14 protein-coding genes are annotated in these 14916 nt (G+C 69.0%); 4 read left to right on the top strand and 10 right to left on the bottom strand.

The features are described from left to right. Positions 1-29 precede the first annotated feature (29 nt). From CJ179_RS48560 to CJ179_RS48540, 5 genes are all read right to left on the bottom strand, one after another. Positions 30-710, bottom strand: a complete 681-nt coding sequence (locus CJ179_RS48560; RefSeq protein ID WP_095866259.1) for a DUF305 domain-containing protein — start codon at positions 708-710, stop codon at positions 30-32. Between the two features lie 94 nt (positions 711-804). Further along, positions 805-1251 carry a DUF6153 family protein gene (locus CJ179_RS48555; RefSeq protein WP_095866258.1) on the bottom strand — a complete coding sequence of 149 codons (447 nt, stop codon included), beginning with the start codon at positions 1249-1251 and terminating at the stop codon, positions 805-807. Positions 1252-1366: 115 nt separating this feature from the next. Further along, positions 1367-3301, bottom strand: a complete 1935-nt coding sequence (locus CJ179_RS48550; RefSeq protein WP_095866257.1) for a copper resistance protein CopC — start codon at positions 3299-3301, stop codon at positions 1367-1369. A 5-nt stretch (positions 3302-3306) separates the two neighbouring features. Further along, positions 3307-4128: a F510_1955 family glycosylhydrolase gene (locus tag CJ179_RS48545; RefSeq protein WP_095866256.1), complete on the bottom strand. Its 822-nt coding sequence runs from the start codon at positions 4126-4128 to the stop codon at positions 3307-3309. A 97-nt stretch (positions 4129-4225) separates the two neighbouring features. Beyond that, positions 4226-5764 (bottom strand): multicopper oxidase family protein, encoded by a 1539-nt coding sequence (locus CJ179_RS48540; RefSeq protein WP_095866255.1) that lies wholly within the window; start codon positions 5762-5764, stop codon positions 4226-4228. A gap of 891 nt (positions 5765-6655) precedes the next feature. On the opposite strand from CJ179_RS48540, the gene CJ179_RS48535 reads away from it, so the two are divergent. Continuing rightward, positions 6656-7912 carry a DUF4038 domain-containing protein gene (locus CJ179_RS48535; protein WP_179377963.1) on the top strand — a complete coding sequence of 419 codons (1257 nt, stop codon included), beginning with the start codon at positions 6656-6658 and terminating at the stop codon, positions 7910-7912. 232 nt (positions 7913-8144) lie between these two features. Here the strand turns inward: CJ179_RS48535 and CJ179_RS48530 are convergent, their stop codons facing one another. The 5 genes from CJ179_RS48530 to CJ179_RS48510 form a co-directional block, all read right to left on the bottom strand. Next, the gene (locus tag CJ179_RS48530; protein ID WP_095866253.1) at positions 8145-9434 is read right to left on the bottom strand and encodes an MFS transporter; all 1290 of its coding nucleotides are present in this window, start codon (positions 9432-9434) and stop codon (positions 8145-8147) included. Further along, on the bottom strand, positions 9431-10543 hold the full coding sequence (locus CJ179_RS48525; RefSeq protein ID WP_095866252.1) for a PLP-dependent cysteine synthase family protein: 1113 nt from the start codon (positions 10541-10543) through the stop codon (positions 9431-9433). The genes CJ179_RS48530 and CJ179_RS48525 overlap by 4 nt, the downstream gene beginning before the upstream one ends. 107 nt (positions 10544-10650) lie before the next feature. Beyond that, positions 10651-11043 carry a hypothetical protein gene (locus CJ179_RS48520; RefSeq protein ID WP_095866251.1) on the bottom strand — a complete coding sequence of 131 codons (393 nt, stop codon included), beginning with the start codon at positions 11041-11043 and terminating at the stop codon, positions 10651-10653. 116 nt (positions 11044-11159) lie between these two features. Next, positions 11160-12119 (bottom strand): M56 family metallopeptidase, encoded by a 960-nt coding sequence (locus CJ179_RS48515; RefSeq protein WP_257016358.1) that lies wholly within the window; start codon positions 12117-12119, stop codon positions 11160-11162. Continuing rightward, positions 12116-12496: a BlaI/MecI/CopY family transcriptional regulator gene (locus tag CJ179_RS48510; RefSeq protein WP_054246277.1), complete on the bottom strand. Its 381-nt coding sequence runs from the start codon at positions 12494-12496 to the stop codon at positions 12116-12118. Before CJ179_RS48510 ends, CJ179_RS48515 begins: the two co-directional genes overlap by 4 nt. A 324-nt stretch (positions 12497-12820) precedes the next feature. Between CJ179_RS48510 and CJ179_RS48505 the strand changes: the two genes are divergently transcribed. Genes CJ179_RS48505 through CJ179_RS48495 form a run of 3 tightly spaced genes read left to right on the top strand, consistent with a single transcriptional unit; the run spans position 12821 to position 14909 of the window. After that, entirely contained in the window at positions 12821-13480 is a 660-nt protein-coding gene (locus CJ179_RS48505) for a TlpA disulfide reductase family protein (RefSeq protein ID WP_306454281.1), read from the top strand. Further along, positions 13477-14106, top strand: coding sequence for a TlpA disulfide reductase family protein (locus CJ179_RS48500; protein ID WP_257016356.1), 630 nt, complete (start codon positions 13477-13479; stop codon positions 14104-14106). The genes CJ179_RS48505 and CJ179_RS48500 overlap by 4 nt, the downstream gene beginning before the upstream one ends. Then, entirely contained in the window at positions 14103-14909 is an 807-nt protein-coding gene (locus tag CJ179_RS48495) for a cytochrome c biogenesis CcdA family protein (protein ID WP_095866249.1), read from the top strand. Before CJ179_RS48500 ends, CJ179_RS48495 begins: the two co-directional genes overlap by 4 nt. Positions 14910-14916: the final 7 nt, after the last annotated feature.

Raw genomic sequence — 14916 nt, 5'->3', positions numbered from 1 at the left:
GCGAGGGGAGCGGTCCCACCCTCACCGGACTAGTTCTGTGGCAGCAGTGCCTTCATGGTGGTGATCTCCGCCTGCTGAGCGCCGATGATCGCGTTGGCCAATTGCTTGGCGTCGGCGTTCTCTCCGTCGGAGAGTTCGGTCTGAGCCATCTCGATGGCACCGGTGTGGTGTTCGATCATCATGTTCAGCCAGGCGGTGTCGAAGTCGGCTCCGCTCTTGCCGGCCAGATCGGTCATCTGTTCCGGCGTCATCATCCCGCTCATGGCGCCGTTGGCCGTGCCGCTCGCGGCGCCGTGGTTCATTCCGCTCATGCCGCCGCTGGCATCCGTTGAGGGGACAGCCATGCCCCGCCGTGCGAGCAGCGCCGTCATCTGTTCCATTTCCGGTCCCTGGGCTGCGGCAATGTTTTTGGCGAGGTCGAGTACCTGCGGATTGGTGGAGCGGCCCTCGATCATGTCCGCCATGTCGACGGCCTGCGCGTGGTGGGGGTACATCATCTGCAGGAACATCACGTCGGCGTTGTTGAAGGCGCTCGTCTCCGCCGCTGCGGTGGTGGAGCTGCTCGACGTGGTGCCCGAGGTGTTGTTCGACATCTGGCTCATGTCGTGTCCGCCGCCGCTGTTGTCGCTACAGCCGGCGAGGACCAGCACTCCGGACACGGCCGCGGCCGACAGAACGAACTTGGCACGGGGGGAACGCAAAGACCACATGGATAGGACTCCTCGAAAGGTCGGTATGTGAAAGGTGAAGCAGGCGTGCCCAAGACACGTCTGCGTAGGTGACCCACCTGAAGTGGGGCACCTGTCACACCCGCAACACCGACAACTGTGCGAGGGTCGGAGTGGTCCACGGCGGCGCTCGGCCGGCCCGAATGGGTAGCGGTGCCCGCAGACCGTGCACTGCGGCCTCGCCGGCGGCGGCAGTGGCGTACCACCGGGCGATGACCAACGCTGCGGCGATCGTCACCACGGCCATGCACAGATGCAGGCCCGTATGGTCGTCACAGTCCGTGCCCTCACATCCTGTCCCGGCCAGTGCGACGGGAAGATCACCGAGGGCCATCGGTTCCGCGGCCTCGTGGGAGTGGCCGTGCCCACCGGAATCGTGCGCCGATTCGGTGGCGTGCCCCCCGGTGTGGTCGAGGAGTGGGGAGGAATGCATGAGGAGGACACCGACCAGCACCGCCACGACAGCGGCCACCCGCAGCAGGTGCTGCATCGTCGGCGTCGCACCCAGCGCTTTCACAGCCATGATGTTACTGACCCGGCGCCGGTGAAAAGATCTGACGGGCCCTCTCGAGGGGACCGACACCTGCTTCATCTGCTCGCTCGGGCGGTAACCCGAGACAACGGGGCCGCCTGGCCGCTCATCCACCGCCGCGCTCCGGGTAGAGGAATCTGCGGGTGACGAGATGTTTGGTGTCGGTGAGCGTTTCCTCACCGATGCGTCCGGCTTTGTCGAGGGTGAGCAGCACGTTCATTCCGGCGGCCGGGTAGCCGAGGGCCAGCCTGACGGCCCCGCCCTGGTGCGGCAGCCGGACGGCGATCGGGGCGGTGCCATCGGCGTACGGTTCCTGCGCCAGGAAGAAGTCGGCGGGCAGGTCGAGTCGCTGCGGCTCGGGCACCGGGCCGGTGGTGTCACTGGTGACGCTCTCGTAGACCGTCAGGTCCCCCGCGGCGCGGGTGGCGGCGACGGCGCGGGCGAGGTCGTCGCCCCCGGGCCGGGTGGGCCAGGGCACGAGCAGGCTGACCGTGCCGCCCTGCCAGCCCTGCGCCGTCGCGCCGAGGGTGAGCACGTTGTCGCCGCCCCGCCAGGTGGCCGGTGCGACGAAGCAGCCCGGGCCGCATCCGAGCAAGGAGAGTGCGGCGCCGTCGGTTTCGGCGGTGTCGATCCGCCCGGTCAGGGTGAAGTCCTGGTCCGGTTCGGGGGCGTAGTAGTCGCCGCGGCGCGGGGTGGACAGCCGCACCACCAGTTGCCCGTCGCTGGCGGCGACGGAGACTCCGACCTGCCCGGCCAGCGCGCCCAGGGACAGGACCGGACCCACCGGCGGTGGGGGGCCTGGTTGCTGGGAGCTGCCGGACGGGGTGGTGGAGACCAGGGTGGCGCTGACCGCCAGGACCGCGATCAACACGATGCTCTCGGCGCGAATCTTCGGCCGAACCAGGGCAGTTCGCTTCGGGGTACGCAGCGACAGCCGCGCCGCCAGCGCCCACCCGCAGGCGGCGGCGACCAACACCAGCTTGACCACCAGCAGCTGACCATAGGTGGTGGAAAACAGTGCGGCGAGCGGAATCAGCAGCAGGGCGGATACGGTGCCGGTGGCCACCACGATCAGGAAGGTCCACACCGCCAGCCGGGTGTATCCCGCCAACACCCACCGCACGGCGGCGCGCTCGCCCCACCAGAGAAGCACCGCGCGGACCGTGTGCAGCAGCGCGCCCACCCAGATCGCGGCGGCCGCCAGGTGAACCGCGGTGACGGCGCCGCCCCACCCGGGTGCGGCGACGTTGGCGTGCGAGCGCAGCCCCTCCGCGGCCACGACCAGAACCAGCGCAGCGGCCGCCCACCCCCGGCGGCCGGCCGCTGCCACCGCGACGGCCAGGACCAATCCGGCGGCCTCCGTGAGCAATACGAGACCTGCCCGTCCCTGCCACAGCACGCTCACCTCGCCCGCGGATCCGGCGAGTGCCGCGCCGAGACCGAGGACACCGACAAGGCCGACGAGAGCACCGGGCACCACCGGGGACCGCACCACCGGGAGCGCCGGATTCTCGGTCCGGGCCGTGGTGGTGACACGTTCGGCGGCCAGACCGCCGAGCGCGATGGCGAGCCCGAGGAACAGCAGCCACCGCAGTACGGTGTCTGTCCAGGACGTCGACTGCCCCTCGACCTCGCTACCATCGCCGGTCAAGGCGAGACCGACGGCGAACCGGAAGTCCTGCTCGACCAGGTCTCCGTCGGTACCGGTCACCCGCCAGCGCACGGTGTAGGTGCCCTGCGCCAAGGTGCCGACCGGGCGGGCGGTGAGCACACGCCCGTCCCGGACGGTCTCGGCGGTCCCCATGGGAATTTCGCGGCCGGCGTTGTCGTGCAGGATGATCGCGGCCGCCCCGGGGGTGACCGGCTCGTTGAACATCAACGTGATCGCCTGCGGTGGGTCGGAGACCGCGGTGTCGGATCCGGGGACGGTGAACAGCAGGGTGGGATGGGCACTGCTCACCCCCGCCCCGGCGCCCGCGAGCGCGGCCAAGACCAGCAGCAGGACGAGGCCACGGATCAGCCGGCGAGCGAGGGTGGACATGCCGGTCAGTTCAGTGTGTAGAGCGCCTGGGAGGTGGCGGCGTAGGCGGTGTCGTAGTTGGCTGCGGTCATCGCGTCGACGGTGCCGACCTGGGAGCGTTTCTGCCAGTCCTGCCCGTCGCGGCTGCGCCAGGCGTACCCGTCCTCGTCGATACCCCACAGCGCATCCCCGGCGCCGGCGATCATCACCAGTTGTGGGGCGTTCGGCACGGGCGAGAACGAGCGGGCGGCGGTGGTGCTGTGTTCCAGACCCGCCGGGGTCACCGCCCACACCCCACTGGCGTTGATTGCCAGTGCGGCGGCGACCAGCGACGCGCCCGGTGTCCAGGTGGTGCCTCCGTCGGTCGAGACGAGCAGCCCGTCGGTGCCGTCGAACCCGACGAGCACCCTGCCGTCCGTGGTGAGGGCGTGAAAATCGACCTGCCCCGCCAGGGACCGGTCCACCCAGCTGGTGCCCCCGTCGGTGCTGGTGCGCAGTCCCAGTGGGTTGGCGGCGAAACTGGAGGGGCCGGGGTGGCCGGAGGCGTAGACGTTGTCACTGTTCGGTACGCCGGTCAGCCCCATGAAGTCGTCATCGGACCCGCCGACACGGGATGTCGCGCCGGAGGTGTCGATGGCGAAGATGCCCGTGTGGGTGCCGGCGAGCACGGTGCCGTCGGCGCCCACGTGCAGTCCGTGCAGGTGGGACAGTTCGGAACTGAAATCCACCACCGGGACGGCGGCGTCCGGTTTCGTTGTCTCCTCGGCTCGCGAGGAGCAGCCGGCGAGGACGAGCAGGGCGGCGATCCCGGCGGGCAGCAGGGTGCGGGTGATCCGATTGGCAGGCATGAGGGTCTCGTTCTGTGCTCGGTGGGATGAGAAGAGGGGAGGGTCGCAGCGAAGCTGGCCGCCCGCGTGCTGGGGCGGATATCGTTGCGGCGGTTGTTTATTCGGTGTAGGACAGGGTGGTCATCATCCCGGCCTCGCCGTGATAGAGGTTGTGGCAGTGCACCAGCCACTGACCGGGGTTGTCCGCGTCGAGGTCCACCTCGACCGTCTGATTCGGCAGCACCAGCGTGGTGTCCTTACGGGCACCGGCGCCGTGGTCGTCGACGACCTGGAAGGTGTGCCCGTGCAGGTGCATGGGGTGAAACATCATGGTCTGGTTGACAAATCGCAGCCGCACCCGCTGCCCCTCGGCGATCTCGAGCGGGGTGTGCTGATCGTAGGTGGCGCCATTGATCGTCCACCGGTACCCGGACATGTCCATGCCCAGCATCAGCTCGTGCACCCGGTCCGGGTTACGGCGGTCGAGCCGAACCTCCTCACGCGAACGCAACTGCAGGCCCGTGATCGGCGGGACGTCGAGTTCGCGGGGGCGGACGGCCGCGTCCGGTGTCCGCCCGGCCCCGGTACGGATCACCGCGAAACCCTGACCCTGCTTGCCCTCGGCCGAGGCGACGATAGGGAAGACCCCGTCGCCGAGAGTGACGATCGCATCGAAGCGTTCACCCATGCCGATCAGCAGCGACGACCCGGTAACCGGCTGCACCGGATACCCGTCGCTGTGGGTGACAGTCAGTTGATGGCCCCCGACCGCGAGGCGGAACGGGGTGTCCGCCCCGGCGTTGATGATCCGCAACCGCACGCGTTGCCCGGGGCGGGCCCGCACCGCGAACGGGTCGGCGCCGAGGGTGCCGTTGATCAGGTAGTAGGGGTAGTCCACGTCCCCGGTGTCGGCGCCCAGCGGGTTGGCGGGATCGGTCGCGGCGCCCATGCCGTTCATGCCGCCATGGTCCATTCCCATGCCGCTCATCGGCATCCCGTCCCGGCGCAGGGTGTCCAGTTGCTGGTCGGGGGTGCGTCCGGCCACCCCGTCGAGCCAGTCGTCGAGGACCAGGACGGCCTCGAGGTCGTAGTCGGCGCCCTCGGCGGGATCTTCGACGATGACCGGCGCGTACAGACCCCGGTCCAATTGCATCCCGACATGCGGGTGGAACCAGTGGGTACCGGCGTCGGGGGCGAGGAATTCGTAAGTGAACGGAGCGCTGGGGGCGATGGCGGACTGGGTCAGCCCGGGTACCCCGTCCATGTCATTGCGCAGCGCGAGACCGTGCCAGTGGATGGTGGACTCGGCGGGCAGGTCGTTGGTCAGCTCGGCGCGCAGCAGATCCCCACGGCGCAGCCGGATTTCCCGGCCCGGTATCCGGCCGTCGTAGGCCCAGGTGTCGACCTGGACACCGCCCAGATCGATCCGGGTAGGGCCGGCTTTCAGCGACGCCGTGACCGTGTTCCCGGTCCCGATGTTGGTTCGGCGGACCTGCTCCGCCGCCTTCACGGCCGTCGAGTCCGGGCTGACGTACGGGGTAGCCGGTGGGGTGCCGCCGCTGCTGCACGCGGTCACAGTCGCGGCCGCACCCAGGCCTGCCAGCACCAGAAAATTCCGACGCGACAGGCGGGCGGGGGAGGGGAACTGTTCGATCATGCACAACTCCTGTTCGAGCGCCGACGAGGCATGGGACCTGGCCGAGAGCCCACCCCAATCTACGTAGTTAAATAGTAGATGGGTGGGGGTGGGGTCTGACCAGCGCGTTGATGCAGGGATCCGAAGCCCGCGGCGGAATCTCACGGCTAGTGGCGGCCTAGCCGACAAGTGCGGCACATGCCGCGCGGTGACGAGGACGCCACGCCGTCCAGATCATCACACCGGCGTAGGCGCGGACCGAAGTCGAGGCGAGCCCGACCGCGAACCATAACGCCACCACGGCCGAGCGTGTCGGCGCCCGCGGCATGTGCGCCGTCGAATCGAACCATCGCAGCCGCACAGCGTGGTTGCGGCCAACAGCAGCACCGACAAACTGTTCCGTTCCGTCTTACCCAATCACCCAACCGAGGCGCGGCAGCTGGCACCACGTCATTCCGGACAGTGTTGGGTTCAACGCCAGGGGTCGCCGTCGGGTCGGACAGCGCGTGCTCGGCGGGGCGGGCCGTGGCGACGGTGGCGGCAGCCAGCAGCATGTACATCACGATGATCTGGAGATAGCGTTGTAACGGCCGCTTCGGCGATGCGTGCGGGGCGCTGGACGGAGATCTCTGCCGGCGTCCGGGGTGAGCGGGACGCTCCGAAGGGTGCGACGACATAATGCCACCACCGCGATCGACGCGACGCCGCCGTTGGCGAATCCTGGGGCCTGCACTCCTGGCAGTGGTACTCGTGGTGAGCGCGAGCGGTTCGTACGTGCTGTGGCGGCATCTTCACCAAGGGCAATTCAACCAAGGCCAGCGCATGAGCATCCCCGGCACGGCGAGCAGTCCACTCGAGCCCTGGCCGACGCCCGCTCCCGGCAGCGAAGCAAGACCGGAAGGACCGCCGTTCGTGACCTCCGTGAGTCCCAGTCGTCGCTACTTCCTCGATCAGTACGGCAGCCCGATCCTGCTGCAAGGCGACTCCCCCTGGACTCTGATGACCAGACTGTCGCCGCAGCAGGCCCAGCTGTGGTTCGCGGACCGCCGGAGGCAGGGCTTCAACGCGGCCATCGTCTCGTTGATCGGGGCGACAGGCAACGGCGCGCCCAGCGATGACGGCGCAACGTTCGATGGGTTGGTCCCCTTCGTGAACGGCGACATCCTCCAGTGGCAGGAGCCGTACTGGGAGCGGGTGACCGCGTACCTGCGGATAGCCGCCGACCACGGCATCACGGTCATGCTCTACCCGATCGACGGTTGGACCATCGGACATTCCTTCGTCCCCAAGTCGATCGCGCAATGCCACAGCTATGGCGTCAAGGTGGCACAGCGCTTTCGTGACCTGCCCAACATCGTCTGGATGTCTGGGGGCGACTACGTCTCGTCCAGCGAGGACCCGGCACGCGGCAGCGACGTCGACCACTGCATCGACGCGATGATGCGCGGCGTCCGCGAGGCGGGGGACGGCCGACCGTTCACAATGCAGCTCAATCCCCAGTCGATCTCCACCCAGAACCCCTACTGGGCACGGCGTGTCGACTGGAACTTCGTGTACACCTACCCCCCGACCTATGAAGCAATGCTGGACGCCTACCGACGGCAGCCGGCGATCCCGGCAGTCCTCGGCGAGGCCAACTACGAAGGCGAGAACAACCATCCGCAGACACCACCGACCACGGACGAGACCCTTCGCCGGCAGGTGCTCTGGGCGCTCACCTCCGGCGCGGCCGGCGAGTTCGTCGGCAGTGACGACTGGGAGTTCCACGACGGGTGGGAGCAGCGGTTGTCGACCCGCGCGCTCACCCAGATCACGCAGTTGCGAACCCTGTTCTCGACGCTTGCGTGGTGGCAGCTGGTGCCGGACACCGCGAACGAGCTGGTCACCGCGGGACGCGGCACGGAACTGCAGACCGACGAGGCGAAGGACGTCCTGGAGAACGACTACGTGACAGCCGCAAGGACTCCGGACGGCCACCTGGCAGTCATCTACCTGCCTACCCAACGCACGATCTCGGTGACCACCTCGGCGATGGCCCCCGGGGCTCGCGCAACGTGGATAGATCCGACGTCCGGCGGGAGGCGCCCCGTCCCCATGTCGGCAACCTTCACCACGCCAGGTGCGAATGCCGATGGTCGCAACGATTGGCTCCTCGTCCTGACCTCGTGAGCCGATCCTCGGCCGGTACGACCCGGGCCGAGGATCGGCTACAGCGACAGGACTGTCACCGGTTGTCGTGTGGTCGATCTGGTGGCACGGCTCACGGCGCATCTCCCCGCTCCACTACGGAGATGACGAAGCTGCGGGAGATCGACCCAACCGTCCCGGAGACCACGCGGCACCAGCCGAGCTTCGTCCCCACCGACCCGTCCGGCTCGGCGATGGCCGCACGCTCTCGCTATCAGCTGGCGGCCGGTACCTCGTCGTCCTCGGGCACCGCGGTTTCGGCCGGGGGTGGGGAGAGCCGGTCGGACCGGTCGAGTAGATACAGGGCGGTCACGCACACCGCCCCGACGACGGTCAGGGCAACCCAGATCAGCGCCCCCAGGTTCGCGTCGCGAAGGATCCCGAAGACGGCGCCGGTGCCCAGGTTGCCGAGCAGAATGCCGACCCCGACGACCGTGTTGTAGAAGCCGTAGTGGGTGGCGACCAGCCTGCCACCGGACAGGGCGACAACGGTGTCCATCTCGAACGGAAACACCGCCGCCGTGCCGACGGCCAACAGGGCGGCGGTCAGCACCAGGGCACCGGCGGCGGCCCACCCGCCGAGGGCGGCCGGGCTGGGCAGCAGGATCAGCGGAAGGAAGGCCAGCGCCATGATGGCCATCCCGACGACCAGGCTGCGTGCCGAACCCCACCGGTGAGAGAACCAGGAGGTGATCCGCAGCTGCCCGGCGATCGCCACCACCCCCGACACCACGAACAGCGAGGTCACCAGCGCGGTGTCGGACCGGTCGTCCCCGACCACCACCGCAGCCTGTAGGGGCAGCGCCAGATAGATCTGGAACGAGAGCACGTAGGACCCGATCATCGCCACTGCGAACAGCACGAAGGGCCGGTTGGCCACCACCACGCGCCAGTCCTCGAGCACTGACGTCTTGGCCGCGGCCGTCTCGGCCCGATGCGCGGGCAGCGCCCAGATCTGCACGATCGTCAGCACGGCGAAGACCGCGGCCGCCGCCAGCGAGGTGACCCGGAAATCGAGGGTGGTCAGGGCGAGCCCGATCAGCGGGCCCAGCAGAATGCCGGCCTGATAGAAGACGTTGAAGGTGGCGAACGCCTCGACCCGCCTGGGCCCGGCGTCGGCGGCCAGATAGGCCCGCACGGCCGGGTTGAACAGCGCCCCGGCGAACCCGGTGGCGACCGAGGCCAGCAGGATCGCCGGCAACGATTCCACGGCCGCGAGCAGGACGAAACCGGCGACCCGCAGCAGGCAACCGGCGACGATGAGGGGTTTGTACCCGAGCCGGTCGGCGAGGGTGCCGCCGAGCAGGAACATCCCCTGCTGGGAGAAGTTCCGCATGCCCAGCACCAGCCCGACCGCCCACGCCGCCAGTCCCAGTGGACCGGCCAGGTACCCGGCCAGATACGGCATCAGCATGTAGAAGCCGACGTTGATGGAGAACTGGTTGACCATCAGCACCTGGCTGGGCCGGTCGAAGCTGCGGAACTGAGTCAGAAGGTTCTTCATGAAGCGCTCTCGGTGGGGTCGACCACGGTGGCGCACCGGGTCCAGGACTGGACGACGTGGTCGGTCGGGTGGTCGATGGTCGCCGGTTCGGTGGGCGGGTTGGCGTCGAGCAGGCCGTGCTCGGAGCAGTAGTCGTCGTTGTAGATGGTGTCGAAGTAGCGCTGCGGGCCGTCGGGGAAGATGGCCGCGACCCGGGTCTCCGGCGGGCTGGTGCGGGCGATCCAGCCCGCCGTCAGGGCGACGGCACCGACACTCCAGCCGCCGCTGGCGTGGTGCGTGGCCGCCAGGGTCCGGCAGGACCAGACCGCTTCGTGGGGGGCCACCCAGTGCACCTCGTCGAAGGCGGGGTAGTCGATGTTGTCGGGGTAGATGCTCGAGCCCAGCCCGCGCATGAGCCGGGTACTGGCGGGTTGCCCGAAGATGGTCGATCCGACGGTGTCGACGCCGACCAGTTTCAGGTCGGGGCAGAACTGGCGCAGCACGCGGGCGACGCCGGCGGAGTGTCCGCCGGTGCCCACCGAGCAGACGAGGGTGTCGACGCGGCCGAGCTGGGCGACGAGCTCGAGGGCGAGTGACTCGTACGCGTCGACGTTGTCCGGGTTGGTGTATTGATCCGGGCACCACGACCCCGGATGGGCGCCCAGGAGTTCGCGGACCTTCTCCCGCCGGGCCTGTTGCCAGCCGCCGGTGGGATGCGGTGTGGTGACCAACTCGACGTGGGCGCCGTAGGCGGCGAGCATGTTGTGCACGATCGGCTCCAGGCCGGGGTCGGTGACCAGGGTGACGGGATGGTGATGGGTGATTCCGGCCAGGGCCAGACCCAACCCGAGGGTTCCGCTGGTGGATTCGATGATCATCGCCCCGGGTGCGAGGTCGCCGCGCGCCTTGGCCTTCTCGACCATGTGCAGGGCGGGGCGGTCCTTCATCCCGCCGGGGTTGCTGCCTTCGAGCTTCGCCCAGAAGCCCCGGCCTGTGTCGGCGAACGGTTCCCCGATCCACAGGACGGGAGTGTTGCCGACCATGGTGCTCGGTTGCGGGCAACGGCCGGCGGTGGTCAGCAGGTGGCCGGCGGACGGCGGAACGAGGGTGGAGGGAACAGCACTGTTCATGATGAGTAATCCCTGTATCTGACTGCGACGACGGCAGTAAGTGAGTGGTGGGCAGCACGAGCTGGGCCACGAGGACCAAAGTCCTCAGATGGCCTGCGGGCTGCTGATCAGCACCTGTTGATACAGAGTTCGTTCAGAACGGTCCGGCCGTGCCGGATGGGAATGGGTAGATCCGGCGGCGCCCGCGGGGTCAGCGGCACCGACATCAGCACCAGCACCACGGCCAGGGCGATCGCGACGACCGCGGCGACGGTCAGCGGGCGCAGCGGATTGTCGGAGCGGGGCATGGCGACGACGCTGTGCGCCTCGTGCGACAGGTGGGTCGATCCGTCATCGATGTGCGCGTGCCCGGGAGCGGATTCCTCGGCGGGCAGCGAGGTCGTGGACGAGGAGACGTGCACGTCCTCACCCTGGTGACCGTGCGCCAGAAAGATCCCGCACTGGGCGATCGTGTGGGCGAGCAGATAGAGGGCAGCGGCGACCGCAATAACCGTCCGCATACGCGGGGGGCGTATCGCAAGGGCCGTCACAATTTCCCGACTGTAGCAGCGCGTACCTGGGCGCCGGTCCAGGTGATCGGCGGCCACCAGTGCCTCCCTAGGGTGATATCCACTGGTCAGGAAGCCATCGGCAGGCACCACATGGTTCCGGTCACCTCGAGGACAGCCAACGCGAGCGGGGCGGCGGTCACCATCGCGACCACGGCTGCCGACAGCAGGCACACCCGCACCTTCTCGGCCCGCCGCGGGGGTGACGCCAGTCGTCCGGCCCGGTCCAGCAGGGCGATATTGCCGGCGCCGAGGGCCCCGTCGGGAACCTGGGCCGGAGCGCACAACGCGAGCAGCCCCGAGAGCAGGGCCCGCGAGCCGTGCGCACGGGCGGCACGGTCGTCCGCGCACATCTCCAGCAGGCGGCCGACCTCCACCGCACCGGCGGTGAACAGGGTCATCCCGGGCAACGAGGCGGCGAGCACGCGCAGGACGGCCAGGATCTGAGCGTGGTGCCCGGCCAGATGGGCGCGTTCGTGGGCGAGGACCGCCTGGACCTGCCGGTCATCGAGTGCGGCGAGGGCGGCGGTGGTGATCACCACGGCGTGCGGTCGCCCGGAGGCGCAGTAGGCGACGCGCTCGGGGTTGTCGATGACCACGGCGTCGACACCGCGCACCTGGTGGCCGATGAGGCGGGCCCGGCGGGCGTGATCGTGGGTGCGGATACGCAGCCGCATCAGCCCGATAGCGAGTCGGCCGGTGATCCACGCGGTGATCGACACCACTGCGGTGGCCGCCGCGACTCCGGCCACCTCGAATGCGGTGTCGACACCGCCGATGCTCTCCTGCAGGCGGGCAAGGCAGGCCCCGAGCATCGACTCACCGGGAGCCCGATACCGGAGAAGGTCGACCACCACCAGCAGTGCGGCCATCGCCCACGAGAGCACCACGGCGGCGATGGCCGCCGACCAGGCGATCACACCCAGACGCGGCGCGAGGCCGCCATGGGTGAGGCGCCGCAACACCGGTGGGCCGAGGACAGCGACGAGCCCGATGAACAGGAGGAAGCAGGCCGCTGCGCTCATCATTGGGCGGCGTCCTCGTCGGTGGCCATGCGTTGCAACGCCACCCGTAGGCCGGCGGCCTCCTCCTCGCTCATCTGCTCGAAGAAGTGGGTCAAGACCACATCGGACCTGCCGCCGGAGTGGAAGGCCTCACGCATCAGCCGGGCACTGTGCTCTTCCCTGGTCAGGGTGGGCCAGTACCGGAAGGCCTTGCCGCTGCGCTCGCGTTCGAGCCATCCCTTGCGGTGCAGGTTGTCCATCGTCGACATCACGGTGGTGTAGGCGATCTCGCGGCCCCGGGCCATGTCGTCGAACACCTCACGGACCGTGGTCGATCCCTCTCGATCCCACAGCCGTTCCATCACTACCGCTTCGAGTTCTCCGAACCCGCGCACCCGCATCGCGCCCTCCCACCGTCTTCGTCGTCCCAGCGTACGACGTCCCGGCCAGGCTTCCCGCACCTCCGTCGGGCATTCACCTGCGGTGACGTCGCAGAACACCCTTTTCTACTATCTACGTACGTAGTACGTATATTGAAGTCGGAAACCGATGCGAGACGACGAGGAGACGTGAAAACAATGCTGGACATGATGAGCAATCTGCAGGCGTGGTGGGACTGTCAGATGATGATGATGAGCGGCCAGATGTGTCAGATGTGTGACATGTGCTCGATGATGATGCCCTCGTAATCGATTGAGAGTCTTCCGGATTCAGAGAATCGCGAGATGAGCCGCCCCATGCCGGTCGGAGTTCGCTGGCTTGTGCCGGTTCTGGCGGTGATCGCTGTTCTGATCGTCGCGCTCTGGCCACGCCAAAACGATGACGATCCCTCCACCGGGCCGCCCACCGCAATCGCGGCGGGCCGCGGAAGCGACCAGGCCGAACTGGGCCGACTCGCCGCCGCAGCAGCGCTACAGCCGTGTCCGACCGCAAAGGCCGAGACCATGCCGGAGACCGCCGACGTCGGAGCGCTGGAAGGAATCACCGCCCGCTGCCTCGGCGGGGCCACCGAGGTCGATCTCGGTGCCGCCCTGAGCGGTGAGCCGACCTTGATCAATGTGTGGGCCTCCTGGTGTGGGCCCTGCCGGGAGGAGATCCCCGTCCTCGAGGCCTACGCACACACCCCGGACGCGATCCGGGTGGTCGGCATCGATGTCGAAGACAGCTCCACCGCCGCGCTCGCGCTGCTCACCGAATTGGGGGCGCACTATCCGTCCTTCGGTGACACCGATGCCGCCGCCCTCCGCGCCGCACTCGCCGCACCGCCGGTGCTGCCGCTGAGCTTCCTGCTCCGCCCGGATGGATCGATTGCGCGCATCACCACGCCCGCGACCTTCGACGACCCCGCCCAGCTCCACCGAGCCGTCAGCGACTTGATGCCATGACCACACCGATGCCGCAGCGGCACACGATTCGCCGGAGAGCAGCCCTCGCCGCCGTCTGCGCAGCTCTGCTCACCGCGGCCGGCTGTAGCACCGGCGCGGACGCCGTCGCCCAGGGTGGCACGTTCGACTTCGTCGCCCCGGGAGGGCAGACGGACATCTTCTACGACCCACCCCAGACCCGGGGCACCATCGGCGCCCTGTCCGGCCCGGACCTGATGACCGACCAACCGGTGTCACTGTCCGACTACGGCGGCAAGGTCGTGGTGATCAACCTGTGGGGCCAATGGTGCGCCCCGTGCCGCAGCGAGGCCGACGACCTCGAACGCGCCTACACCGCCACCGCGGGACTCGGGGTGGCGTTCCTCGGCATCAACGTCCGCGACCCCCAACGCGACAAGGCGCAGGACTTCGTCGTCGACAACGCCGTCACCTACCCCTCCCTCTACGACCCACCCATGCGCACCCTGCTCGCCCTGGGCGGCAGCTATCCCACCAGCGTCATCCCCTCCACCCTCGTCCTCGACCGCCACCACCGGGTCGCCGCGGTGTTCCTGCGCGCGCTGCTCACCGAGGACCTGCAACCGGTCATCGAACGCGTCGCGGCGGAGTCGGGAGACCCGACATGAGCGTGCTCGCCCAGGAACTCGGATCGAGCTTCCAGACCGCCGCCGCCACCGGGCCGATGCTGCTGGCCCTCGGCGCCGCCGCGCTGGCCGGACTGATCTCCTTCGCCTCCCCGTGCTGCATCCCCCTCGTGCCCGGCTACCTGTCGTATCTCGCCGGACTCACCGGCGCGGAAACCGAGTCCGCGCGCGGCGGTGGGACCGGGGTACGCACGACCACCCGCTGGCGGGTCACCGGCGCCGCGATCCTGTTCGTCGCCGGCTTCACCGTCGTCTTCGCCCTGGCCACCGCCTCGGTGTTCGGGGCGATCAGCATGCTCCAGCTCAACCGGGAACTGCTCCAACGCCTCGGCGGCGTGGTCACCATCGTGATGGGACTGGCCTTCCTCGGCGCGATCCCGGCCCTGCAGAAAGACACCCGCCGGCATCCGCGGCGAATCTCCCACCTCGCCGGCGCCCCACTGCTCGGGGCCGTGTTCGGGCTGGGCTGGACACCGTGCCTGGGTCCCACCCTCGCCGGGGTGCTGTCGGTGGCCGCCGGCACCGAGGGCGCCACCGCCGCCCGCGGTGTCACCCTGATCGTCGCCTACTGCCTGGGACTGGGCCTGCCCTTCATCCTGCTCGCCTTCGGCTCCACCGCCGCCGTCCGCGGTGTCGGCTGGCTGCGGCGGCACTCGCGCACCCTCCAAATCCTGGGGGGCCTGACCCTCGTCGTGGTCGGGCTCGCCCTGCTCACCGGGGCGTGGGATGTGTTCGTCGCCTGGATCCGCGACGAGTTCGTCACCGCCGTCGTCCTCCCCATCTGACCCTGGT

The organism is Rhodococcus sp. ACS1 (assembly GCF_002300155.1).
Lineage (GTDB): Bacteria > Actinomycetota > Actinomycetes > Mycobacteriales > Mycobacteriaceae > Rhodococcus_F > Rhodococcus_F koreensis.
This window is presented reverse-complemented; position numbering and strand designations above follow the sequence as displayed.